This is a genomic window from Candidatus Zixiibacteriota bacterium (assembly GCA_036480375.1).
Classification (GTDB): domain Bacteria; phylum Zixibacteria; class MSB-5A5; order GN15; family JAAZOE01; genus JAZGGI01.
In genome coordinates this window covers 201,698-225,751 of sequence record JAZGGI010000028.1, presented here as the reverse complement: position 1 = coordinate 225,751, position 24,054 = coordinate 201,698, and the positions used below count along the sequence as shown (strand labels likewise).

Below are 24,054 nucleotides of genomic sequence, written 5' to 3'. Positions count from 1 at the left end.
CCACAGGTTTTATTACGCGTATATATTCAAAAAAAGCCCGCCGGTATTATGACGGGCCTCTTTGTATTTATCTCTTTCTCAAATCGCAATCAATTTATATCAAGCCTTTTCGGGTCGATATCGTATTGTTTCAGCTTTAAGCGCAGGGTTGACTCCGGTATTTTCAGAGAGTCAGCCGCCCGCTTTTTGACCCCACGCTGTTCTTTTAAAGCCTTAACAATAAATCGCTTCTCAAATTCAGCGATATAGTCATAAAGAGAAAAGCTGCCCTCGGTAAAATACGCTTCCTCGTTAGGAATTCTCATCACATTATTCTGATCCTCACCAAGAATTCTCCGCGATAACAGAGCGGAGGTTATTGGTCCTTCATTGTTAGCCAACAATACCGTTTTCTTGATTTCATTTTCAAGTTCCCGAATATTCCCCGGCCAATCATAATCAATTAAATATTTCATCGCATCCGGCATAACCTGGCAATTACTACCGTCAAGGAAATGCTCTACCAATAGTGGAATATCCTCTTTACGTTCCCGCAAAGGCGGAATAGAGAAATGCAAAGCGCATAAACGATAATACAAATCGCTTCGGAAACGTTTTTGCTCCATTTCCTTTTTCAAATCCTTATTCGTCGCCGAAATCACACGTACATCCACCTTCCGTGGATGTGTATCTCCCAGACGAGTAATTTCCATATTCTCCAAAAGGCGCAGCACCTTGGCTTGAAGCGATAAAGGCATATCGGCAATTTCATCAAGGAAAAAAGTCCCGCCGTCAGCCTCTTCGAATAAACCGGGTTTATCACGATCAGCCCCGGTGAAAGCTCCCCTCTTGTAGCCGAACAACTCTGACTCCAAAAGAGATTCCGGTAACGCCGCGCAATTAACGGAAATAAATCTCTTATCGCGTCGAGCTGAATTATAATGAATGGCCTTGGCCAATAAATCCTTACCCGTTCCGGTCGCGCCCGTAATGGAAATGGCCATATTGGAATTTGCCACTTGACGAACGCGCGCCAATATCTCCATAAACGCCCGCGATTGGGTGATAATATTAGGGAAAGCACAGGTTTCCAATAACTGAGCCTTCAATCGCAAATTATCTTCCAATAGTTTTTCCTTCTGCAAATCTGCCGTCTTAAACGCGACTAAATCGGCAAACCCTACCGAAAAATCAATATCATTTTGACTAAACGGATTTATCCCTTTTCCAGGCGATTGGCTTATGCGGTCAAGATAAATATATCCAATTACTTCTGTGGCAAGAGTCAGGGGTAAAACTATCAAACAGGCTATATCATTTTCCGGCGTCGGAACCAAATCCATAAACTCGGCTCCATTTGAGCCATCCAATACCAATATTGGCCTATCAGAAATGATTCCTTCTTCTATAAGTTCTGAAAATCCGGATATCGCCGTTTCGAAGTCCGGTTCCTCGAATCCGTATAAGGCGTTTATCTCGGGATGGCCGTTTTCAGATAAATCAATAATCAATCCGCGGTCGGCTTGAATTTTCCGACATAGAATTTCAAGCAGATTTTCTAACCGGCCGCTTTTTATATTCTCAATTTCTGAGCCGGAAACAAGATTGCTAAATAATTTAAATTCATTCTTGTTTGAAAGCGCCCTTATAACGGCGTTCCGAGACAACGAATCCAGAAAATCGCTTACAGTTTTTGCCCCGGCCTTATCGCCGATACTGCGGAACCCCTCATAAGATAATTTTAGGTATTCAAGCGCCTCGCCATTTTTCCCCAAATGATAGCATAATCTGCCCAGCTCAAAGCGACACCGAGATACATAATAATCATCGCCGAGAACCGTGAATATCTTTTCCGCTTCACGTAATAACGGAATAGCCTTGCGGTCGCTGATACTTACTCCAGCCGGTGGAATAGCGCCGTATTGAATTATTGAACGACCTAATTCAAAACTATCTCCGATCTCGCGTAAAATATCGATACTCATCGAACCATGACGCCGGGCGTCCGCGCTTTCTCCGCGTGATAAAAATATGGCCGATATTACCCGATGCGACATACCAATCTCTGATTTCTCGCCTATTTCTTTCGCCAGGTTTAACGCCTTTTGTACATGACGCATCGCCACATCATCATGCCCCAGTTCCAATTCAGTTTCCGCAAAGCGTCGCAAACATTGACTCATAAGCGTAGATTGAGGAGCCAGTTCATTGGCCAACGAAATCGCTTCTTCCAAATGATTCTTGGCCGCCACAAAATCCTGCTTCTCGTAACATAACTCGCCCTGGTACTCGAGAGATATCACTCTCTCTCGCTTAAAACCAAACTCGCGAATTAAATTATCCGCGGCGGTCAACTCAATTCCGGCCTGATAAAAATGCCGCCGCCGAATATACAGATAACCAAGAGAAAGCTGATTTAGGACGATTGAAGAAGCCAGTTCCAATTCTTTGCCCAAATTCAGGGCTTTTTCAAGATTTTCCTGAGCCTTATCCAAATCGCCCGTTAAAAGATAAATTCGACCGAGGTTTCCCAACAACTGAACCGTTTTCTTAGAATCTTGCGCCGAGTATTGGATGGCTTCGTTGACATATTCTGCGGCAGTGCCATAATCAGATCGGATAAAATATATTTTGCCCAGAGCATTATAGGCGTCAATAATACCGGCGTCGTCTTTTACCCGGCGATACGATGCCAACGAATCGCGCGCCGCTTGCTCAGCGGCTTTCAAATCACCAAGAGATGAATAAGCCAGATAAACCAAATACTGAAGTCTGCCAATCCGGTAATTGAGACTGGTTGTACCTAACTCATCCAAAGCCACGCGACAATTATCAAGCATCATCTTATAATCATTGTCATAATAACCTCGCTCGGCCAATAGCAAAGAATATAGCCCCAAATCTAAGCCCTCAGGCGAATACTCAACCTGATCCAGCTTATCCAACGCCGACAATCCCTGCCTGATTTTCCGCTGCTTGAATAGACCTTCTATTTCCAACAGCCTTGGGCTTAGTCTTGCCGTATGTTGTGAGGTATTGTCCATTTTTGCATCCTCTGAAGTTAGTTTAAATAGACTACGGACACATTAAATCATAATGTGTGTACACCTATCAACCTGCTGACGCATTCGTGCCAGCCGAATTACCTGTCATCCAATCCCAAAGACTTTCCCACCAATTGCTGTTGATTGATGTTCCATCCGGTTCAGGCGGTTCATCGCCCGGATCGGGATCATCTACGTCTGGATCATCTGTCACCGTCGGGTCTTCAATAACCGGCGGTGGCTCAACTAATGGGTTCCCGGGATTCAGGTTATTTTCATCCCAGGGATGTTCACCCTTGGTGACACCGGGATAAAACACAAAGAATGCAAACAACAAGAATACAAAAGACAGCATCCGAGTCATCTTTGATACCTTCATGGTACCTACCTCCTATAGAAATTATTAAATTATCAAAATAAAGAACAGTGGCAACTCTCAAAGTAGATATTCGCAGATTTTGCTCACCCGTAACTTACTATTTTACAAATGGCTTGTCAAGTATTTTTTATAAATTCGCAGATTATGCGACGCAGTTTCTGCTGTTAATTATTAACAATATTTCTCCCCAACCAGTTACTGATCTTACGGGAAAAAAATATTACAAAATCGCAAATTCATATAATCGCTTGACTTTCAGTGGCATAATAGGTTATTTTGATGTGTGAAATCTGGGAATCCTATATCAAAATTCTCGCTCGCATTCGAAAAAATCGCCAATGTAGGACGTATTCTATATGATAAAGGGTTAATTGTGGCAAGCGAAGGAAACATCTCTCTGCGATTGGAATCGGGAAATATAATGATTACTCCCTCGGGAAAAAATAAGGGATTTCTCATTTTCGAAGATATGGTCACTATTGACCTGGCCGGAATTCAAGTTTCAGGAAAGCAAAAACCATCATCAGAATTCCGAATGCATCTTTTTGCATATAATAACCGCGATGACATCTCCGCCTGTATTCATGCCCATCCGCCATTTACTACCGCTCTCTCAGTTGCCGGAATCTCGGATAACAATGCCATTTTGCCTGAAACCGTTATTTCGGCAGGTAGGATCCCAGTGACCCAATACGCTACTCCCGGAACCGATGAACTTACTTTATCTATTTCCCCATTTATTGAAGAATGTGACGCCATAATTATAAAAAATCATGGGCTTGTATGTTTTGGGAAAGATTTGGATTCGGCGTTAAATCTACTCGAAATAGTAGAACACAATTCAAAAATACTATATCTTTCCCGTCAGCTGGGAAATATCGACTATTTATCCGAATCTGAAGTGGAAAAGCTCTTGACTATCAAAGAATCCAAAAAACCGGCCGCGGGGTCAGGCATTTCAGGAAAAACAAAAGGCGGAAAGAACAATAATGATTAGAAAACTTGTACTCGAAAAGGCCGACCGGCTTTATCATCTTCCTTCTATCGTGGATGATTTCCTGCCACGCAAAACAAAAAGGAAGGTTATCCGGCATGAAATTTTGGATCTGGCTCGATTCAAATGGCGCAATGAGCCTGATCCTCAGCACAATTCAAACAGCCTTACTGCCGCCTCGGAAATTGATTTACAAAACTTGTCTCAAAAAACAGCTGATTGGTATCTGGAAAGGTTTGGAGCAAAAATCATTCCTGCTAAGGAAATTTATATTGGGGGCAGCATCCGGCAAATTCTTGTTTTATTTTCACTGGCCTATTTAAATCCGGGCGATCTGCTCCTCATCCCCGATCCCGGCATCTGGCACTACCGTGCTGCCGCGGCATTAGCCTCCGCCGAAGCGGTTCCTTATCATCTCCTCGAAAGAAATGACTGTAAACCCGCTCTATCCGGATTTTCGGAAAGCTTGATTCGAGTTGCCCGTGGTATGGTATTAAATTCAACGCACAATCCCACCGGACAATCTCTTAATAAAGAAGACCTGACCAAGATGGTGCGTACTGCGAGGAAAGAAAATTTAATATTAATCCTCGATCAAGCCTTTGAGGGATTCAAGGAGAACGATCATTCGGCATCTCTCTTTTCAGTTCCCGGCGGGCGTAAAGTTGGGCTTGAATTGTATTCATATTCTTACAATTTCGGAAAATCTCTTCCGTCGTTAGGTTTTGCCATTGGCCAACCTGCCCTGATTTCTTCACTAAAGCATATCGCCTCCCGACTTGGAATACTTCCAATATCACTGCAAATTAATGACGCAATTGGGGTTTTTGACAATTACTTAAAGCGATTGAACGAGTTAAAAGCGCATTTTGCGCATAATCGGGAGCTGGCCGATCAGCTCTGCGACAAACTTCGTATTATGCCGGCCCGGATTCGACAGGGACCTTTTTATTGGGCCAAATTACCGGGACGTAAGCAATCACGCCGATTTTGTCGCCTCTTATATCTTAGATGCGGCATTTTAGTCCTGCCCGGGATAGCCTTTGGCGAAAACGGCGAAGGATTTATTCGCTTTTCATTGACTCCGCGGCCGGAAGTCTATGAAAAAGCGATTTCAGTCGCGGGAGGATTTTTCCAAAAAACAAGGAAATCTGTTGATGGATAGAATACGGCTTGTCAATATGTCGTTTTATGGTTATCATGGGGTTTCCGCCTCGGAAAAAGAAACCGGGCGGCGATTTGAAGTTGACTGTGAACTATTGGTTGACCTGGTTCAACCGGGAAAAACCGATGAATTGGGAGATACTATTGACTATTCCGCGGTTTACCGGCTCATCGCGGAAATCGTCCAGAACAAATCTTTCTCCCTCCTGGAAGGATTAGCCGGATATCTGGCCGATGAGATTTTGAATGCCTTTGATGTCATTGAGGTAACCATTAAAACGCGGAAAATTATGCCTCCCATAAACGGGAATATTGACTATATTGAAGTGGAAGTAACGCGTCGCCAGCCGACTCCGGAAAAACTCCTTCCCCCGGAGGAAAATAATGAATGAAATTGTCTTTTTATCGCTCGGCTCAAACCTCGGAGACCGCGCCGGCTACCTAAAAAAAGCCACCGCAAAACTGGCCGAATCTATGGGATTGAAACTTTTGGCGGAATCGTCGATTTATCGTTCCGTTCCCCTCGATTGCCCTGAAGGCTGTCCCGAATTTCTAAATAAACTCATCAAGCTCGAATGCGCCCTTAAACCCGTACAACTTCTTGATGTTGCCGAACGGCTCGAAATATCGCTGGGAAGAAGAAGAAAAGGCTTTTTTGTTAATCGTGTTATTGATATTGACATTATCCTCTTTGGTGATAGAATCTTTAAGAACGAACGCCTCGAAATTCCACACCCGCGCATGAAACAAAGAGCATTTGTCCTGATTCCCTTGAAAGAAATTGAACCCGATATTATTGATCCGATTGATCACCGGCCCCTGGCGAATTTAATTGAAAATCTTGGAGAACAAAGTGTCGTGCCTTTTGAGGAGGCGACCGGTGCCTGACGATATTCCTCGTTACATTGCCGTTGAAGGAGTAATCGGCGTTGGGAAATCCAGCCTCGCCAAATTACTGGCGGAAAAAATCAACGCCGATCTTATGCTTGAAGAGACTTTCAATAATCCTTTTCTCGCCGATTTCTATAAACATCGCAAGCGATATGCTTTCCCCACCCAAATATTTTTTCTCCTGTCTCGCTTTCAGCAACTTCAATCCCTGATTGAACGTGATTTATTCGTCGAGCATATAATTGCCGATTATATTTTCGAGAAAGACGCTCTCTTCGCTTCCGTCACTCTATCAGAACGGGAATTCGCTCTCTATGAAAAAATGGCCTCGATTCTAAAGCGAGATATTGCACGGCCGGATTTAGTCATTTATCTGCAGGCTTCAACTCCTGTCATACTTAAACGGATTCGTAAAAGAAACCTATCTGTCGAAAAACCGATTAATGCCGAATATATCGACGAACTCAACGATGCTTATAACTCCTTCTTCTTTCACTATACCAATATTCCGCTTCTCGTCGTTAAAACCGATAGCATCGATTTCATCAAAAATCCCCATCATCTGGATGACTTAATTGAACAAATCAAAAAGCCCCAACCCCAAACGATGTATTACGCCCCCGCAGGGGATATCGATAACCGGGTTCTATAGGATTAACAGGCGCAAAGATGTCAGTAACTAAAAAAAATAATAAAGTCACGACTCGAACCTTTTTCCGAAAGAAACGCAAAGGCGAAAAACTTGTAGTTTTAACCGCCTATGATTATTACACCGCACGAATCCTTGAGGAAAACGGAGTTGATTCCATCTTAGTCGGCGATTCATTGAATATGGTTATTTACGGCAAAAACACTACCCTTTCCGCCGAAATGGAGCAAATGCTCTACCACACCCGCGCCGTGGCCGACGCTTCCCAGAGAACTCTCGTCATAGCCGATATGCCGTTTATGTCATATCAATCTTCTCGGGAAACCGCAATTGTCAATGCCGGACGATTCCTCAAAGAAGCTGGAGCCGAAGCCGTCAAATTAGAGGGGGGGATCGAAATCGTACCCACGGTTAAAAGACTTATCGAACTCGGTATCCCCGTTATGGGTCATATCGGATTAACGCCCCAATCTATAAATCGCATCGGAGGAGCCCGCGTTCAGGGACGCAGCGAAAAAGGCCGAAATTACTTTATAGAATCAGCCCAGGCTCTCAATGAAGCCGGTTGCTTCTCGTGTGTGCTGGAACTCATGACCGCCCCGCTGGCCGCAGAAATTACCAAACAGGTAAAAATGGCTACCATCGGAATCGGAGCCGGGCCTTATTGCGACGGTCAGGTCCTCGTCATTAATGATATTATTGGATTATATGAAGAATTCAAGCCCCGCTTTGTCCGACGTTATGCGAATGTCGCCGAAGAAATTGCCAAATCCGCTCGGCAGTTCGTGGATGACGTTAAATCCGGAAATTATCCCAACGAAGAAGAATCCTTCATGGAATGAAAAATTTCAAAATAATCCGCAGTATCAAATCCCAGAGCGCTCTTTCAAGAAAATTAATTCGCGCCGGAAAAACAATCGCCGTAGTACCGACAATGGGTTATCTCCATGACGGCCATATGTCCCTGTTAAAACAAGGTTTGAAAAAAGCTGATATTGTCGTTACCACAATATTTGTCAACCCCACACAATTCTCACCGAATGAGGATTTTGACATTTATCCTCGAGATGAAAAAGGAGATATTCAAAAAATTAAAAACGCCGGAGGGCAGATCGTCTTCATTCCCAAAATGAAAGACATATACCCGGATGATTTTGAAACCTTCGTAAACGTTGAAAACCTGACAACCTTATTAGAGAGCAAACAACGCTCCGATCATTTTCGAGGTGTGACCACAATCGTGACCAAATTATTTAATATCACTCAGCCCGATTTTGCCATGTTCGGTATGAAAGATTATCAGCAGGCTATGGTCATAAGGAAAATGATCGCCGACCTCAATTGGCCCATAAAAATCGTTATTTGTCCAACTGTCAGGGAAAAAGACGGTTTGGCCATGTCGTCAAGAAACAACTATTTGGATTCTACCCAGCGACGGGAAGCCCGCGCTTTATATCTCTCATTAACTTATGCCAGAAAAACATATCTTTCGGGAAAAAAAAATGTCAATACAATCAGAAATCAAATGAAGAGTATTATTTCAACGATAGCTCCTTCAGCAAATATTGAATACATTGAGTTTACAGAAATGAATTCTCTCCGACCGGTAAAAAAGATCGATAAAAATACCGTTGTATCGTTGGCCGTCAAAATCGGTCCGGTGCGTCTAATCGATAACATGAAAATTAGTTGATTTCATATCCATCAATAAGCTACATTTGTGCATGAGTATCGATTTTATTGAATAACAAGGCAAAAACGGAGTACCAAAAATGAAAAAAGTAATACCGACTCTCTTTTTAGTAGTCTTAATATTCTCCGGGTCCGCGATATCAAAAGACGGAGATTTTGGCTTAGGCATCATCATCGGAGAACCGACCGGACCCTCATTCAAACTCTGGACCGGTGGAAAAACAGCCCTTGCCGGGGCCGCGGCCTGGTCCCTTGATGAAAAAAATTCCTTCCACCTCCACCTTGATTACCTGGTTCACAACTTTACCGCCATAAAAGTACAAAAGGGTGAATTGCCGGTTTATTTCGGAATTGGCGGTAGAATGAAATTTGGTGAAGGCCCGGATGATGATATTATCGGCGTGCGCATTCCGGTCGGTCTGGAATATCTACCGGTTAATACACCTCTCGGAATCTTCTTCGAATTAGTTCCGGTTCTTGATTTGAATCCTAAGACAGACGTTGACATCGAAGGAGCTATCGGCATTCGATATTTCTTTTGAGATTAATCGATTGTTATTTTACGGGTGAGTTTGAATCAACGGATATTATAATTTAACATATCCGGCGGGACTGGTAATTCTTCCCGTCAAAGCCGAAGCCGAAGCGGTAGCGGGTGACACAAAATATATTTGTTTATCCAAATCTGAAATATCAATAAAATCGGTCGAAAGACCCTTCTCGTTATCAGCCAGAAAATTGGATTGGCTCATCGAATTATTCCATCCCGGAGGAACGATTACGGCTCCCGCTTCAATAAATGCCCGTATTATTCCTTTTTTAACTGACTCCAGATAAACGGCACGCGAACCCGGCTGAATAAAGAGTCTGACATCAGGGGCGATTTTTTTACCCTTCAAAATTTCCGCCGAAATTTTCAAATCATCGAACTTGCCGTTAACCGCGCCTCCGATAAAAATCGATTGGATGGGAATCCCGTTTAATTCCTCGATCGGCCTAATTTCTCTAATCGATTTGTTGCCGGCAGAACAGGGCTTGATTGAATTCACGTCAAATGTGTATTCGGCCGAATATACGGCATTTCGATCGGCCAGTATTGGTGTGAAAGCCTTTTGAACCCTTGAATTTATATAACGCCGGATGGTTGCGTCATAAGGGCATATTGCGCCTATCGCTCCGGTCACCGAACTCAAGGCACACAGAGTAAATCGCTCAGAAACAGACATGCGATCAACTGCACTGCCATAAAATTCAATAATTTTATTCTCGGCGACGCCGTTCTCCAAACTTGAAATAACATGATGAATCACGTCGCGAGAAAATACGGATCTGGGTAAGCGGCCCGATAAATTCACCTTGAGCGTTTCGGGTACGTTAAATTCATACTTGCCCGTTGACATTACTCCGGATAATTCGTTACCGTCCATTCTTATAGAAAGCGCTCCGATAGCTCCCATTGCCGCCAATGGATTACAATTCCCCAGCGCCAATTGCCCCGGTAAAACCAGTCCCTTTTCCAGAACCGCCAGGCACAAATCACCCTCACCGATATCGAAAAATCCTGTTATATTCTGAAACCGAACGAATTCCCTGATGATTTTTCCCGTTGAAGCCGTTTCAACCTGATTCTGATGCTCCGTCATACCGTCAAGCCCGACTGCGACCCGGTTGGAATTCCAAACGTAAGTGGTCCCCAGTTTATGAAATTTCTGAACGATACTCCACCCTTCTCTATCGAAGGCGATCAAATCCGGCTCAATTTCATACTCCTGCCCGTATTGGATATCCTTTTCGCCGATCTTTTGAGATACCATTTTTTGTATAATCGTTTGCCGTCCTTTTCCCAATCGGAAACGACTCCGATTATCCCGAGTATATAATTCAAGCGATAGCTGTTCCAGTTTCAGGGCCTCGGGTTTTTTGTCTATCTTATATCGCCGCCGCCAGTTATAAAACGCGGCCTTGGAAATCCCCAGTTCCAGCCCGGCGTGAAAATCGTCTCCAAACCGATCCCAAACCTCGCAAATTTCCTTTTCGGAAAACTTGGGAAAACTATAATTGGATATGCCTTTCTTGCGCCGCCAGTAGGCAACCAGATGTTCAGTCACGCCACCGCCCAAAATCTCAGCGATACGCTTGTCGGTACGATACAGTTTCTGTAAACGCAAAAGTTCTGCCTTATTGGGCATCCGGCGAGGACTCATAATTTAGAAAATCCCTTGAGCAAAGTTTCATATATTAATTTCATCGGTATCGAATGAACGCGTGTATCCCCAACGGTCGGCATGAAATTAGAATCGCCAATCCAACGAGGAACGATATGCATGTGTAAATGTCGCGGTATCCCCGCCCCCGCCGCTTGCCCCAGGTTCATACCGAGATTAAACGCGTTCGGGCGCAGATTTATCTTCATCACTTTCAGCGATAATTGACAGAGTCGCATCATTTCCCCTGACTCAAAATCAGTCAATCGTTCAAGAACTCCCACGTGTCGCCGGGGAACAATAAGCAGATGCCCCCCCGTATAGGGAAACTTATTCATCACGATATAGCTTTTTTCGGTCTGGTACAATAAAAGGTTCTTAATGCTCGGCCTTTTTATCCTTGCCAAAGTACAAAAAGGACAACCCTTCTCCTTTTCGCCCAAAATAAATTCTGAACGCCAGGGAGCCTGAATACTCTTTTTTGCCATAGAGATTAAATATAATACATGACCAGAGGAAATAAAGTGAATTTTTTAAACTAATGCATATTGGACATGTAAGGATTCCAAATTAATCGAATGCGAGTTTCCCAAAGCATTTATTTTTTCCGTTCCCAAATAAATTATTTGCCGTGAAGAAGACATCTGATTAAGAATTTTATACAAATTATTTCGTCTTTCCATATCAAATCGAGAATCAGCCTGATAGAAAAATAACGGCAATGAGCTAATTCGTTGATTTGACGATACCATTGACAGGAATATACTCAATTCAGTCACATCCTTAAGCGAAGATGACTCGAATTGCGATACCTCCAGCCATGGTTGAGAATTATTCGATCTTGCTTCTAACGTTTGTATATCTCTTCTGAAACGGACGCCGTCATGTCGGCCCGAAGTCAACCGCCTGATATATCCCGAGGCATGATTGTTATATTCTTCATATGTATTCTCAATAATGCGATTGGCCGCTCGATTCAACGCCAACCGAGTTATCTTCAACACCTCTATCTTCTCATTGATGTCCTTAAAATTTCCTTTAAACTCTTCAATTTCCTTATCCAGCTCTTTAAGCTCTGATTCGAGTCGAGCAATATCCTGACATTCTCCGGCAAGAACGGTAATCCGCTCATTTAGGGGGTTCAATCTAACTCTCCGGGCCGTCAATTCCTCTTCCAATTCCGGAATTCTATTAGACGCTCCGGCATATTTCTTAACCGATGACAGCTTCTTATTCAGTTCGGCCAGTTCCGCCTCCATTTTTCCTTTTAGCTCGCTGAGATATTCCATACCCTTGTCTTCCGATAGATGGCCAATCGTCCCTGATAAATTTTCAAAACCCATTTCCAAAATTTGCCTTCGTCGTATCTCTCCCTGCAAAGCTTCTACCGGATCGGCCGCGCCCAACCCATACTTGCTGTTTATGGCCCCATAGAGTCCATCGAGACGCGCGACTTCCGCCCTGAATTCTTTGGTTGCTCTGGTTTTCCTTGACTGACGGAATGAGTACATTCCCAATCTGAAAAACCAGAACCCCAGAACCAGCATAATTGCCACAGGAATATATTGCGATATAAAACCGGTCTCCAAATAACCGTTATTCTGAAATACATACACGAAACACATTAACACCAAAAGTAGCGATGTCAGGGCAAACCCTCGCCCGGAATTATTCCTCAAAATGATTAAATCGTCCATCTTGTCTTTGGCCGCGTCTATAACTTCTGTAAGAGCTTCCTTCTGCCTGCAAAAGCCTTCCATCTCATCCGCTTCGGGGACATTGAGCCTATCGAGTTCTTTTTCAATGCGATCCAGATCATCAGAAATCTGTGAAGCGCGAGAATATATTGATAAATGATTTTCCAATCTCAGCTGCAAATCATCCATCCGATTATTGATTTGACCGTATTCAACCGCCCCTTCAATCTCGCATTTTAATTGTGAAATTTCCGAATCGAGTTCTTTTGCCTGATCACGGATCGATTCCAATTCTGCATTTTTCTTCTTTAGGTGATCGAGACTTGTCTCAATTGACGATTCTTTCTTTAAGCGTTCACTTATCTTATTAGATATATATTGCAGACTATTTAAATCGTCACCGGTGCCGTTTTCAAGATTTTCAACTTCATCTTGAATTGCTTTATCTGCTCCCGCCGGGTCATAACTTTCAAATACCGGTTCCTCCAGAACGAACCGCAATAATTCACCAACACCTTCAATCGGATGAGAAGAGTAGGATGAAAAATAAATTAATTCCGAAAGTCTGGATAAATATCCCTTCCCGAATATCCGGCATAGCTCTTCCTCCACCGATTTACTGGTAAATTCTTCCCCGTTTTCCATTAGCAGTTTATCTGTTTTCTGCGCATAGTTCCTGATAAGCAAATAGTTAAGCTGACAATTTGAAATCACAACGCTCAGACAGGTACTTGAGGAAATCATACTATTTGGAGAATTTGTACTATCAAAGCTATCAGCCGGTACTGATATAGCCGTCATAAGCCCCTTCATCATAACCGTTTTGCCGCTTTCATTTGGCCCGATAATCTGATTGATTCCGGGTTCAAAAGTTATGTCCAAATCATTAAACGGCCCAAAATTCTCAAACCTGATTGATTTTATATAAAGCTCTGAAAGCATTTATCTTTCGCCCCTAATAATTTGACCTCCGATAAATTCTGCCTGATCGTATAATCGGGAACGTGCCTCGCTATCCGCTTCGCGAAGAATGTTCAATTCATCGCAAAAGACCTCAACCAATCGCTTCTGAAATTCCAACGTCCCGGACTCAGATGAAAAATTATAATTTTCTTCGTTACAGTCATTCATAAAACCGCTAACCTCTTACAGGATATTATAGTTTCCTATTAAAGATTATCGGGTCTTTCAATTCAGTTCTTAAATACTTCGGGGCGTATAATATAATTTTGGGGAAGATAACGGCTTACGAAGTTGTAAAGAGAGAAATAAGCTCAATATGCATCGTATGTGGAAACATATCAAAAGGGACTATTTTTTCGAGATTATACCCGCTATTGACGATTTCCGCCGCGTCTCTTGAAAAAGTAGCCGGGTTGCAGGAAATATAGATAATCCGTTGAGCCCCAATCTCAAGCAAACGTTTTAACGCTTTAGGGTGCATACCGGCTCGAGGCGGATCTAAAAATATCGCAGAAAATGATTTATTCTTCAGATTATTATCGAGCATAACTTTGCGAACCGGTCCGCAATAAAACGAGCAATTTCCCAGATTATTTATTTTCGCATTTTCAACAGCCGCCGTGACCGATTCTTCCTCAATTTCAATCCCCACAATTTCATCCGCGTTTTCCGACGCGCAAATTCCAATCGTTCCCGCCCCGCAATACAAATCAAGAACCGTATCACCGGTTTTAATATCGGCCAGCTCAATCGCACAACGATATAAAGCTTCAGTCTGACGGCTGTTAGTTTGAAAAAACGCTCCCGGATTTATACGAAATTTATACCCGAGTATCTCTTCATAAATATACCCGGGACCACGCAATATCTCCCTGACCTCGCCCCTGGCAATATTCGACTTTTCCGGATTGACCGTCCACGCTATAGTCGTAATTTCAGGAAAGGCGGCAATAAGTCGAGACGTAAACTCATCTTTATTTTTGAAATCCCCTTCACCGGTGACGATATTCACCATCACCTGTCCCGTATTTTTTCCCTCCCGAATAATCACAAACCTCATAAATCCCCGATGTGTAATCAAATCATAAACCGGTATTGATAATTCCCCGATTATTTCCCGCAATTTTCGCACGATGCGGTTGGATAATTGCGATTGCAGGTGACATTCCTCGATATCAAAAATGTGGTCAAACCGCCCTCGCTCATGCAGTCCCAATACGAACTGCTCCCGCCCGTCCCGAGTCGCCAGAACATGAAATGAATATTCCATTTTATTGCGATAAAAGAAAACATCCGGAGAAGGAGTTATCTCCTCAACATTAATATCCTTCAAACCTCCGACATGCTCAAGGCAGGCTATAACCTGGCGACGCTTATAATAAAGCTGCCGCGTATACTCTAAGTCCTGCCAGATACAACCGCCGCATATATCATAATGCTTACAGACCGCTTCGATTCGCTCCGGCGCTTTGGTAATAATTTTTAAAAGTTTCGCCTGATTATAATTTCTCCTGGATTTAATAATCAGCGCTTCGACCCGTTCCCCCGGCAAGCCCCCCTTGACAAAAGTCACTTTGCCGTTATCGTACCCAATCGATTTGCCGTTATAAGCCAAATCCTCAATGTCTATTTCAATTATCCGTCCCATATTTATTTGCGATCCGCTTTATCGAGATTTATCGGCCGCGACGACTCGGGACAAAAATCTCCCTCCGGTTGAATCGTCGCATGATCAATACCGAATCTGTCGCCCAAAAGATTATGTATCTTCCCGATTATCTCCGTACAACCCCGGCAATCCGACTGATTCAGAACAATATGGCAAGACAACGCAATCTGCGAACTGGATATCGACCAGATATGAGTATGATGCACGCCTCTTATTCCGGGCAAATTCGATATGGATTTTTCTACTTCATCGATATCGATACCTCTGGGTACGGCTTCCATGAAAATCCCGGAAGCCTCTTTGAGAATATCGATGTTGGACCACAAAATCATAAAAGCGATAAAAACCGAAAGAATTAAATCAAGGAGATACCAGCCCGAGAACATGATTATTATACCGCCAATTATTACCGCCACGGATGACACTGCGTCATAAAGCATATGGATAAAAGCGGCTCGATTATTTATTGTCCTGTTCCTGTCGCGATGCAAAATCCAAACCGAAAACAGGTTTCCGAGAAGCCCAATCGCCGCCACCGAAAGCATAATGGCGCTGTTGATTGGCCGAGGATCATTATACCGCTCAAACGCCTCATAAATGATATACACCGCGATTGCCGCCAATGACACGGCGTTGATAAAGGCCGTAACCACTTCGAGTCGTTTGAAACCGTAAGTTGACCGTTTGGTCGGTTTCATCGCGGCGCCTTTGGCTCCCAGCCAGGCCAGCACCAGGGCGATTACATCCGACAGATTATGTCCGGCATCGGATAATAGAGCCAGAGAACCCGAGAGTATCCCACCAATGAATTCCGCCGCCGTGATGACCAGATTCAATAAGATCGTCCACCCGATCTTTTTCGAACTGATCTTTTGGCTATCTGAATGATTTCCGCTCATAAAAATATTATCGGCCTTTTTTCAATCCGCCAAATCTATACGATTACGGCGCCGGACACAATAGCTATATTCATAAATATGCCCGCGTAAAATTTTTCAAAATAAATTTGACGTTTATATGATTTTTTCGTCAAATAAAAGTATAAATGATCCCACGTCTTGTATGCTTGAAAGGAGCCGATAGTGACGGTTAAAAATATTATTGCCGAAAGAGTTCATCATTTATTCTGGGATAAAGACTGGCCCTGCGTCCCCGCGGTATTAACTATCTATAAAGAAATATTCAAGGCAGATATCAACGATGACGTTATCGCCGCCTCACGCGGATTGAACGGAGGCGGCCAATACGGCGCCCAATGCGGACTTCTGGAAGCAAATTTGATGTTTATCGCCCTGCTTGGAAAAGAAAGAGACTATACTCAGGAGCAAATAAACGAGCTTTGCGCTGAATTCTCCGGTTGTTTCGAAAAGAAATTCAAATCTCTCTTGTGCCGGGAAATCCGCCCCGAAGGATTCGTCCCGGAAAACCCGCCTCACCTGTGCGAAACCCGCACCGTTGACAGCATGCTCTTCGCCCTTGAGTTTTACGGAGACAAAATGAACCTGACTCCGATAGTTACGTAGTTATAACGCTGTTCGTGGCTGGTGTACGTCCCCGTGCATCAGTTACATCCCGATCCGCTCTAATATAATAACTATCCGGATTTAAGATACAAGGGAAGGAGCCCGCAGGGCTCCTGCCAAAAGATGGGCTATCTTATGGATGAACTACTTATATGATATTATTTTATCGTAATAAGACAGGATTCTGTCCGGGATGCTTCCCCCGAATAATCCGGAATCGCCTTTTATCCCTTGGAATGTCGACAGCAAGCCGTAGGGAAGGAGCCCGCAGGGCTCCTGCCAAAACCTCTGTAACGACAACTCTCGAGTTGTCGTCTTCCCGTGCTGTCGAGTCCTGATTTTGTGAAAACAAAATTGTGACCTGACAGTTTCCCAGATTAATCCCCGGTGTCATTCCAGCGAACGCTGGAATCCATGCAAAATCCAACTTTATTCAAATTGACCTTGAATTTTCCCTGCCATTTGATACACTACGCGACAGCTGAAAACAGGCTTTCGCCTGTGACATCCCCAATAGCCAAAAACAGGCCTTCGCCTGTTCCCCAACCAGGCCTTTGCCTCTCGAGAGGGGTGGCTCCGCGCAGCGGAGACGGGGTGTGTTCTCAGTCATTCCTGTAAATTATATTCCCCATAGCTAAGCTGTGTGCTAGGCGTCAATCGAATTCAGTTGAAAAATAAAAGACTTAAGATCGTGTTATAAGAAGGCAGATGAATTGAATGTTCATGAAGTTTCAGTTCTTTATCCTTAATAGTTTCATCTAACCAACATTCTTCATTGACAATTTTTGGTTGATTAGGAATAGACTCACCACCAAGACTCGCACCAGCTATTGAAAATTCATGGAGCGGTGTGTCTACACCTTTAATTATGTGAGAAAAATCATGACTCCAAGACCGCCATTTTATACGGCCATTCAAAGATGCTACTAATGCACAAGGGAAGTATCCTTTTTCAACATACCGGAATGCTGTAGCGGTCAGGCTAGTATTGAATTTAGCAGCCAAAGTGCTTATTATATTGAAATCAGGTTCATCTCTTGGACAAAACTCCCTAAACATATCAACTGGCATTAGTAATTCTGCAGCAAAAATATTCGCCTCAGTTTCGTCAATTTTTTCTCGATACCAATTGAGGAAATCTCTATCGTTACAGATATATGTCTTGGATTTATCTATATGTAGTTCAAAATGTCCCAATTCATGAGCAATAGCAAATCTTCTTTTACCAGATTCTTTAATACATCTGTTTACCGAGATTATCCCAAACTTATTTTTGACCTGAAGCCTTGCTACCGAACCCTCTATGACGATATCATTCACAAAAACCCTTCGATCTAGTGCAATTGCCTCAATATCAATTTCCGACGGAGTTGTTATTCCGTAATATTTAATAATTTCCTGGGCTACTCTTTCTGCAATTCTATGGCCCATTTTAAATCCTTTGATTATTCCTCAACCTCATTAAATATTTCAATAAAACTATCAAGAATGCTTTGCTCTTTAACCATGTTTTCTAAATCCGAGTCGGTAATGTCCTCAAATTTGTGCCAATAAACCATTGCCAGTTGTTCGTTGTCTCCTGCAACAATATCAACCAATTTCTTTTTTAGATTTTCCTTAGGTGTTAAAGCTAATTGTGGCCATACATCTTGGAGCCTTTTCTTAATTGTCTCGAACTGTGATCGCCTTTTTTCCAGACGGACTTTATTTTTCCACTGATTTACAATACTTAGTCCATCCTTCAATAACTTGTTGGCGTCAACTCCTTGTGATTCCAGATATTCTTCTGGAGTAGAGTGTTCGTTTAATTCGTTTTCAATTAGGGAATCTATAATCTTGTTATAGAGTTCCTCACTTTTCATTTTTTTTGGTTTCTCTCGCATTATTTTTCCATTATTTTTTTTAAGTCTGCGATTTTTCTTCCCATCCTTTTCTTCATATTGCATACATCTTTAACGTCTTTTCCTAAAGCCTTTGCCAAATCTATATTGCTGTAATTTCCTTCCTGCGTGGCGTAAAATAATAGCAAAAGGTCATCATTATCTTTAAGTCTATCTTCAATTTCATCCATATAACCCTTATAAAGCTCTTCTCTATCATGCTCATCCATTTTCCGTTGAGCAGTGTTTTCAGATTCTTTTTCAGTAATTTTATTGTAGCACTCCTTTCTCTTTTTAACAGAATTCCATGCTTGATTTGTCATACTTTTTATAACAGAAAATTTCATAAAAATTAAAATGTCAGGATCACTATGGGGGTCCCATTTCCGCTTACCAGATAATACTCTTAATACCGCTTCATTTACCAAATCCTCTGGGGATGTTGAAGCCTGCATACCAGGATAGTTGCAATACGCATATGCATAGGCATATAATTTTGGTAAAATCGACTCCCAATCAAGATTATATAGTTTTTCTTTAATATCGTTATCCAACAATGTAATCCTTTATATCCGAGAAATCGGAGATATACCTGCCTCCAATAATATATGCCCATAAAATAGGAAATTTTGCCATCAAATGGCAAAAAAAATGATTTACTCGGCTTAATAGTATGGAAACAGATAATTTAAACCTCAAAGTATTAAGGGAGGTGAATGCAGGAAGATAAAGATAATGTTTATTTTAGAAAACGGGTATTGCTAAAGATTACCCATATTGTCAATAACTTAAAAAAAAGGAATCAGAATGAAAATTGGAAATTATGATTTTGAGGGGCCTTTTCAATTACAGAGTTGGAATGCCCCACAGAAAGCTGGCGCTTACAGTATACTTCACAACAATGGCTCAACTTACAATGTGGATTACGTGGGCAAAAGCGAAAACCTTGCTGACAGAGGTTTCCCATGGAGTCATCATCGCTCTAATTGTTGGGTAAACAGTGCCGGCTCAAAGTCGAATGTTTATATTGCAGTGCATTTTATGCCAGGCTCGACTAAGCAGCAAAGAACAGCGGTTGAAGGCGAGCTTATCGCCAAGTATAATCCGCCCTGTAATAGGTAAGTAGGCGTGTATTAAGGGGTTTTCTGTTCTCTATAAACGGGGAACCCTAAATAATATATTGATCGGTGGCCCATTATCCCGCTTTTGCCGGACGGTGGGTTCCCGCAAAGAGCATTTACATTTATCCAACCAATCTGACGTATTTTCAGAATTCATCCTTATATGTAAGATGGAACATATTGTAAATATGCAATCGCCCATAGGGGCTTGTCGCGACGAGCCCGTATCACCAATCTATATTTTTCGCAAGGGGGGGACACCGCGCGACAGCCAAAAAACAGGCCTTTGCCTGCCCGAATCACCACCGAGTTGATATGACCAAAAACGTTAATCTGAGGAAACAAACCCATTTTTCCAGCAAATGTGGACACATACAGGGCATCAAATCTTTGGCCAAAAATCCGGGTCATCTACGCGACAGCCAAAAAGGGATGACATCCCCGAAAGCCAAAAACAGGCCTTCGCCTGCCCTGAATCACCACCGAATTGATATGACCCAAAACGTTAATTTGAGGAAACAAACCCATTTCCCCGGCAAATGTAGACAAATGCCAAACACCAAATCTTTGACCAAAACCCAGGCCATCTACGCGACAGCAAAAAAAGTGGCGTCGCCACCCCGACAGCAGAAAACAGGCCCCCGCCTGCGAAAAGGACAAAACGAACCCAATTCCCCGCAATCCAAACCACAACAATATATTACAGGGAATTCTCAAAAATGCGAATGTGGATAACTATTTCTCACCATAATATATCATCGCCGTCCCTGGAGTCTGCCGGTAAGCATGGACATTGACAAATCCGCATTCTTCCATCAGAATGCAAAATTCTTTCGGCTCCGGAAACGACTCAACCGATTTATCGAGATATTTATACGCCTTATAATCTCCCGACAAAATCCCGCCGATAATCGGCATGATTTTGCGAAAATAGAATTTGAAAAGTCCCGCGATAATTTTATTGCCGGGAATCGCCGGTTCGATTATGACCAGCCGTCCTCCCGGAGCCAGGGCCCGAATAATATCTTCCAGTGCCTCTTTTTTCTCGATAATATTTCTGATGCCGAAACCGATGGTCACGGCATGAACGGATTTATCAGAACAGGGCAATTTGAGAGCATCCCCCTGGCACAAGACAAGATTTCCCGATCCGGACAGATTCAATCTGTGCCCCGCAATTCGAAGCATCCCTCCGGCGAAATCAATCCCGATTAGATTTATATTTTCGTGATATTTATCTTCCAAAATTTTCAAAAAATCACCCGTCCCGCAACATAGATCAAGAGCATTCTTACCGGACAAGTCTCCCAGGAGCCCCACGGCCTTGCGCCTCCAACGCATATCATTGAATCCGGACAGCAGCCTGTTCAATAGATCATATCGGGGACTAATCCGGTCGAACATCGTCCTGATTTTTTGTCCATGACTTTCAGCCATAGAAAAGAAAGTAACAATTAGTATTGAAGAGAGCAAGCTCTTCAAAATAATTTGAGAATTCAAAATTTTAAGACAACCTTCTCAATTGAAATATCGTCTTTAAAGTACATAAAAGATAGAACGAGTTTGTTATCCATAAGGAGGCAAAGTATGCGGGTAAGCAGGCAAGTTATTGGAATTCTCGCTCTGTCAACCCTTCTACTAATTGGTACTATCTCAGCCGGTGATGCTGAGAATGAAGAAAGAATCGTACCGGAACTAAAAGCGTACCGGATCAATCCTCATCCTCCCAAAATCGATGGTCTGCTTGATGATGCTGTCTGGCAATCCAGGGGTGTCGAGTTTGCCCGGGATTTTATTCAGCGCATTCCTGACGAAGGAGAGCTGGCCAGCGAATCGACTCTGGTGGCCGTCGTTTATGACGATGAAGCGATTTATTTCGCTTTCTGGAATTATGACAGCGAACCGGACAAAATTCAAAAGCAATTGGTAAGAAGGGATAGGTACGCCGAAACCGATTGGGTCGCCGTCAGAATAGATCCTTATCATGATCATCAAACAGGATACGATTTTACCGTCACCTCGGCCGGAGTCCAAAGAGATATTAGTATATATAATGATTCCTGGACAGATAATTCCTGGAATTCGGTCTGGGAAAGCTCCGTTCAGATGCAGCCCTGGGGATGGTCGGCGGAGGTCAAGATTCCGTATCATTGCCTGAGGTTTCCCGAAAAGGAAGAACATACCTGGGGCATTGATTTTACCCGATGGATCAATCGCAACAATGAAGGCGCTCGCTGGGCATTCACTCCTGTCAGCGAAGGTGGATATGTTTCAAAATTCGGGCATCTCAGCGGCCTGACCAATATAAAACCGGTCCGGCATCTGGAAATTATGCCTTATGTTGTTTCCAGTACAGAGTTCAAACCGTCCACTCTCGGCAATCCCAACGGCAAAGATTTTTTTGGCAATACCGGGATCGATATTAAGTACGGTTTAACTTCCAATTTGACTCTGGACGCGACCATCAATCCCGATTTCGGGCAGGTTGAACTCGATCGTCCGGTTTTGAATCTTTCGGCATTTGAAACCTATTTCCCCGAACGCCGACCGTTTTTTATTGAAGGTTCCAGCCTCTTTGACACTCAATTCGGGCTGTTCTATTCCCGCCGAATTGGTCGTCAGCCTCGAGGTTATGCAGAACATGATTCACTCCTTTACTCAACCGATCGACCGGACGCCTCATCAATAATTGGCGCGGCCAAAATAACCGGTAAATTATCCAACGGCACGTCGCTGGCATTTCTCACCGCTCAGACGGCCGAAGAACAGGAGGAATTTGCGGTTGGTTACATTGATACTATCAGGTATGATGACAACGGTGAACCAATTGAAAAGTATGTTGAAACCGGTCGTCAAAAACAAACCATCGAACCAACTGCCAACTATTCCGTTCTCAGGCTGAAACAGGATATTTTTAATAATTCATATGTTGGTGTAATGTTTACCAATGCCAGCCAGAAGTCACGTGATCCTGCCAATGCTGGCGGAGTTGACTGGCGCCTGAACGCTAACAATAATTCCTGGGGTACTAATGGCCAGCTCGTTTATAGTAAGATTGATGGACAGAAAACAGGTTTTGGTTTCTATGGAGAAATTAAAAAACTATCCGGGAAGCACTGGCTCGGCGCGGCATATATTAAAATTATCAATCCACATCTAAATCTCAACCATCTCGGGAGAACGACAGTCAACGGTTTGAGAGAAGGCGCTATGTGGATACAATATCGCACCGATGATCCCTGGTGGATTTTCAGAAGAACCTGGAATAATTTCAATATGTATATGGGCTGGACCTATGATGGGTACAATTACAAAAAAGGCAGCAATTACAATTTCCAGGCCGAATTCACTAATTACTGGTCACTCGGAGGAGGTTTTAACATTCAAGCCGACGAATATGCCCCATGGGAATTACGTGGCAATGGTATCTGGGAATGGCCTAATAATCCAATTTATAGTTGGTGGGCCAGCCTTAATACCGATTCACGCAAAAAGCTGAATTTCAATATTAACCCCGGCAGCGGTGGTGATCGCGAGGGTCATTGGTGGGCCAATTATATAGGGTTTAATTATCGCCCTGCCAGCAATATGGAAGTGTCGCTTGGCGCGAATGTTCACAAAACTGTTGGAACAACTCATTGGGTTGAAAACGTCGACGAGACGAATGCTTCAGGCGAAACAATTACTACATCGATATTCGGTACCAGATTCCAGGATCGATTCACTCCCGGTTTTACGTTTAGTTACGTTCCCAGCCCGAAAATATCGATTCAGTTTTCGGCGCAAACATTAATTACGTCGGTTTCCCATTCTGATTTTAGATATTATCGAGACGGGAAAAATTATGAAGCTTTGACTGATGATCCGGATGTTGATTCAACCGAAGCGGTCTTGTATGAATCATTGAACGCTGGCAATAACTATAATTACTCAGCAATCAATTCGACCCTGCTTCTGCGCTGGGAATATCTACCGGGAAGCACTCTGTATCTGGTGTGGACTCGGTCGCGACCAGAAGTTGATATGAATGTCAATAACTTGGATGTTTCTCGCGATTTGAAAAAACTATTTTCCGGAAATGACAACAATCTCTTTCTCATAAAGGCATCTTACTGGTGGAATATATAACTATTAACACCATGCTCGCTCCAACCCGCCCCCAGGTTTATATCCTGGGGGCAATAAAATAACGCGATCATGGCATT

The 24,054-nt window shown here is 43.1% G+C and carries 23 protein-coding genes; 11 read left to right on the top strand and 12 right to left on the bottom strand.

The features are described from left to right. Window positions 1–89 precede the first annotated feature (89 nt). Both V3V99_09315 and V3V99_09310 read right to left on the bottom strand, forming a co-directional pair. Entirely contained in the window at window positions 90–3,023 is a 2,934-nt protein-coding gene (locus V3V99_09315; protein MEE9442850.1) for a sigma 54-interacting transcriptional regulator, read from the bottom strand. Between the two features lie 67 nt (window positions 3,024–3,090). Further along, window positions 3,091–3,402, bottom strand: a complete 312-nt coding sequence (locus V3V99_09310) for a hypothetical protein (protein ID MEE9442849.1) — start codon at window positions 3,400–3,402, stop codon at window positions 3,091–3,093. Between the two features lie 283 nt (window positions 3,403–3,685). Between V3V99_09310 and V3V99_09305 the strand changes: the two genes are divergently transcribed. From V3V99_09305 to V3V99_09270, 8 genes are all read left to right on the top strand, one after another. Further along, window positions 3,686–4,399 carry a class II aldolase/adducin family protein gene (locus V3V99_09305; GenBank protein MEE9442848.1) on the top strand — a complete coding sequence of 238 codons (714 nt, stop codon included), beginning with the start codon at window positions 3,686–3,688 and terminating at the stop codon, window positions 4,397–4,399. Further along, a complete protein-coding gene (locus V3V99_09300) occupies window positions 4,392–5,561 on the top strand; it encodes a pyridoxal phosphate-dependent aminotransferase (protein ID MEE9442847.1) in 1,170 nt (389 codons plus the stop codon). The genes V3V99_09305 and V3V99_09300 overlap by 8 nt, the downstream gene beginning before the upstream one ends. After that, a complete protein-coding gene (folB, locus tag V3V99_09295) occupies window positions 5,554–5,952 on the top strand; it encodes a dihydroneopterin aldolase (GenBank protein ID MEE9442846.1) in 399 nt (132 codons plus the stop codon). Before V3V99_09300 ends, folB begins: the two co-directional genes overlap by 8 nt. Then, window positions 5,945–6,448, top strand: coding sequence for a 2-amino-4-hydroxy-6-hydroxymethyldihydropteridine diphosphokinase (gene folK, locus V3V99_09290; GenBank protein MEE9442845.1), 504 nt, complete (start codon window positions 5,945–5,947; stop codon window positions 6,446–6,448). Before folB ends, folK begins: the two co-directional genes overlap by 8 nt. After that, window positions 6,441–7,103, top strand: a complete 663-nt coding sequence (locus V3V99_09285; protein MEE9442844.1) for a deoxynucleoside kinase — start codon at window positions 6,441–6,443, stop codon at window positions 7,101–7,103. The genes folK and V3V99_09285 overlap by 8 nt, the downstream gene beginning before the upstream one ends. 17 nt (window positions 7,104–7,120) lie before the next feature. Beyond that, window positions 7,121–7,942, top strand: coding sequence for a 3-methyl-2-oxobutanoate hydroxymethyltransferase (gene panB / locus V3V99_09280; GenBank protein MEE9442843.1), 822 nt, complete (start codon window positions 7,121–7,123; stop codon window positions 7,940–7,942). Beyond that, a complete protein-coding gene (panC, locus tag V3V99_09275; protein MEE9442842.1) occupies window positions 7,939–8,793 on the top strand; it encodes a pantoate--beta-alanine ligase in 855 nt (284 codons plus the stop codon). Before panB ends, panC begins: the two co-directional genes overlap by 4 nt. 79 nt (window positions 8,794–8,872) lie before the next feature. After that, window positions 8,873–9,334: a hypothetical protein gene (locus V3V99_09270; protein ID MEE9442841.1), complete on the top strand. Its 462-nt coding sequence runs from the start codon at window positions 8,873–8,875 to the stop codon at window positions 9,332–9,334. Between the two features lie 45 nt (window positions 9,335–9,379). Here V3V99_09270 and V3V99_09265 read toward each other — a convergent pair whose 3' ends face one another. The 6 genes from V3V99_09265 to V3V99_09240 all read right to left on the bottom strand — a co-directional run bounded on the left by V3V99_09265 (window position 9,380) and on the right by V3V99_09240 (window position 16,224). Further along, window positions 9,380–10,996 carry an aconitase family protein gene (locus tag V3V99_09265; protein MEE9442840.1) on the bottom strand — a complete coding sequence of 539 codons (1,617 nt, stop codon included), beginning with the start codon at window positions 10,994–10,996 and terminating at the stop codon, window positions 9,380–9,382. Beyond that, the gene (locus V3V99_09260; GenBank protein MEE9442839.1) at window positions 10,993–11,484 is read right to left on the bottom strand and encodes an HIT domain-containing protein; all 492 of its coding nucleotides are present in this window, start codon (window positions 11,482–11,484) and stop codon (window positions 10,993–10,995) included. The genes V3V99_09265 and V3V99_09260 overlap by 4 nt, the downstream gene beginning before the upstream one ends. 45 nt (window positions 11,485–11,529) lie before the next feature. Continuing rightward, window positions 11,530–13,635 carry an AAA family ATPase gene (locus tag V3V99_09255; protein ID MEE9442838.1) on the bottom strand — a complete coding sequence of 702 codons (2,106 nt, stop codon included), beginning with the start codon at window positions 13,633–13,635 and terminating at the stop codon, window positions 11,530–11,532. Beyond that, a complete protein-coding gene (locus tag V3V99_09250) occupies window positions 13,636–13,824 on the bottom strand; it encodes a hypothetical protein (GenBank protein MEE9442837.1) in 189 nt (62 codons plus the stop codon). It lies immediately after the preceding gene. 115 nt (window positions 13,825–13,939) lie between these two features. Next, window positions 13,940–15,304, bottom strand: a complete 1,365-nt coding sequence (rlmD, locus tag V3V99_09245) for a 23S rRNA (uracil(1939)-C(5))-methyltransferase RlmD (protein MEE9442836.1) — start codon at window positions 15,302–15,304, stop codon at window positions 13,940–13,942. A 2-nt stretch (window positions 15,305–15,306) separates the two neighbouring features. Beyond that, window positions 15,307–16,224: a cation diffusion facilitator family transporter gene (locus tag V3V99_09240; GenBank protein MEE9442835.1), complete on the bottom strand. Its 918-nt coding sequence runs from the start codon at window positions 16,222–16,224 to the stop codon at window positions 15,307–15,309. 183 nt (window positions 16,225–16,407) lie between these two features. On the opposite strand from V3V99_09240, the gene V3V99_09235 reads away from it, so the two are divergent. After that, window positions 16,408–16,848 carry a C-GCAxxG-C-C family protein gene (locus V3V99_09235; protein ID MEE9442834.1) on the top strand — a complete coding sequence of 147 codons (441 nt, stop codon included), beginning with the start codon at window positions 16,408–16,410 and terminating at the stop codon, window positions 16,846–16,848. A 663-nt stretch (window positions 16,849–17,511) separates the two neighbouring features. On the opposite strand, the gene V3V99_09230 is transcribed toward V3V99_09235, so the two are convergent. From V3V99_09230 to V3V99_09220, 3 genes are read right to left on the bottom strand one after another with little or no spacing between them, the layout of a single operon-like run. Further along, entirely contained in the window at window positions 17,512–18,279 is a 768-nt protein-coding gene (locus tag V3V99_09230) for an ImmA/IrrE family metallo-endopeptidase (protein ID MEE9442833.1), read from the bottom strand. A gap of 14 nt (window positions 18,280–18,293) precedes the next feature. Continuing rightward, a complete protein-coding gene (locus V3V99_09225; protein MEE9442832.1) occupies window positions 18,294–18,731 on the bottom strand; it encodes a hypothetical protein in 438 nt (145 codons plus the stop codon). After that, on the bottom strand, window positions 18,731–19,282 hold the full coding sequence (locus tag V3V99_09220; protein ID MEE9442831.1) for a hypothetical protein: 552 nt from the start codon (window positions 19,280–19,282) through the stop codon (window positions 18,731–18,733). The genes V3V99_09225 and V3V99_09220 overlap by 1 nt, the downstream gene beginning before the upstream one ends. A gap of 253 nt (window positions 19,283–19,535) precedes the next feature. Between V3V99_09220 and V3V99_09215 the strand changes: the two genes are divergently transcribed. Then, on the top strand, window positions 19,536–19,850 hold the full coding sequence (locus V3V99_09215; protein ID MEE9442830.1) for a hypothetical protein: 315 nt from the start codon (window positions 19,536–19,538) through the stop codon (window positions 19,848–19,850). Between the two features lie 734 nt (window positions 19,851–20,584). Here V3V99_09215 and ubiE read toward each other — a convergent pair. Further along, on the bottom strand, window positions 20,585–21,286 hold the full coding sequence (gene ubiE / locus V3V99_09210; protein ID MEE9442829.1) for a bifunctional demethylmenaquinone methyltransferase/2-methoxy-6-polyprenyl-1,4-benzoquinol methylase UbiE: 702 nt from the start codon (window positions 21,284–21,286) through the stop codon (window positions 20,585–20,587). A gap of 150 nt (window positions 21,287–21,436) precedes the next feature. On the opposite strand from ubiE, the gene V3V99_09205 reads away from it, so the two are divergent. Beyond that, the gene (locus V3V99_09205) at window positions 21,437–23,977 is read left to right on the top strand and encodes a DUF5916 domain-containing protein (GenBank protein ID MEE9442828.1); all 2,541 of its coding nucleotides are present in this window, start codon (window positions 21,437–21,439) and stop codon (window positions 23,975–23,977) included. Window positions 23,978–24,054 lie beyond the last annotated feature (77 nt).

What these genes read in the sequence shown, in the direction of transcription:
- V3V99_09215 (MEE9442830.1), top strand. Translation starts at nt 19,536, where the DNA reads ATGAAAATTGGAAATTATGATTTTGAGGGGCCTTTTCAATTACAGAGT.
- V3V99_09270 (MEE9442841.1), top strand. Translation starts at nt 8,873, where the DNA reads ATGAAAAAAGTAATACCGACTCTCTTTTTAGTAGTCTTAATATTCTCC.
- V3V99_09240 (MEE9442835.1), bottom strand. Translation starts at nt 16,224, where the DNA reads ATGAGCGGAAATCATTCAGATAGCCAAAAGATCAGTTCGAAAAAGATC.
- folK (MEE9442845.1), top strand. Translation starts at nt 5,945, where the DNA reads ATGAATGAAATTGTCTTTTTATCGCTCGGCTCAAACCTCGGAGACCGC.
- V3V99_09255 (MEE9442838.1), bottom strand. Translation starts at nt 13,635, where the DNA reads ATGCTTTCAGAGCTTTATATAAAATCAATCAGGTTTGAGAATTTTGGG.
- panB (MEE9442843.1), top strand. Translation starts at nt 7,121, where the DNA reads ATGTCAGTAACTAAAAAAAATAATAAAGTCACGACTCGAACCTTTTTC.
- V3V99_09300 (MEE9442847.1), top strand. Translation starts at nt 4,392, where the DNA reads ATGATTAGAAAACTTGTACTCGAAAAGGCCGACCGGCTTTATCATCTT.
- V3V99_09310 (MEE9442849.1), bottom strand. Translation starts at nt 3,402, where the DNA reads ATGAAGGTATCAAAGATGACTCGGATGCTGTCTTTTGTATTCTTGTTG.
- V3V99_09205 (MEE9442828.1), top strand. Translation starts at nt 21,437, where the DNA reads ATGCGGGTAAGCAGGCAAGTTATTGGAATTCTCGCTCTGTCAACCCTT.
- V3V99_09250 (MEE9442837.1), bottom strand. Translation starts at nt 13,824, where the DNA reads ATGAATGACTGTAACGAAGAAAATTATAATTTTTCATCTGAGTCCGGG.
- panC (MEE9442842.1), top strand. Translation starts at nt 7,939, where the DNA reads ATGAAAAATTTCAAAATAATCCGCAGTATCAAATCCCAGAGCGCTCTT.
- V3V99_09225 (MEE9442832.1), bottom strand. Translation starts at nt 18,731, where the DNA reads ATGCGAGAGAAACCAAAAAAAATGAAAAGTGAGGAACTCTATAACAAG.
- V3V99_09230 (MEE9442833.1), bottom strand. Translation starts at nt 18,279, where the DNA reads ATGGGCCATAGAATTGCAGAAAGAGTAGCCCAGGAAATTATTAAATAT.
- ubiE (MEE9442829.1), bottom strand. Translation starts at nt 21,286, where the DNA reads ATGGCTGAAAGTCATGGACAAAAAATCAGGACGATGTTCGACCGGATT.
- V3V99_09315 (MEE9442850.1), bottom strand. Translation starts at nt 3,023, where the DNA reads ATGGACAATACCTCACAACATACGGCAAGACTAAGCCCAAGGCTGTTG.
- rlmD (MEE9442836.1), bottom strand. Translation starts at nt 15,304, where the DNA reads ATGGGACGGATAATTGAAATAGACATTGAGGATTTGGCTTATAACGGC.
- V3V99_09265 (MEE9442840.1), bottom strand. Translation starts at nt 10,996, where the DNA reads ATGAGTCCTCGCCGGATGCCCAATAAGGCAGAACTTTTGCGTTTACAG.
- V3V99_09260 (MEE9442839.1), bottom strand. Translation starts at nt 11,484, where the DNA reads ATGGCAAAAAAGAGTATTCAGGCTCCCTGGCGTTCAGAATTTATTTTG.
- folB (MEE9442846.1), top strand. Translation starts at nt 5,554, where the DNA reads ATGGATAGAATACGGCTTGTCAATATGTCGTTTTATGGTTATCATGGG.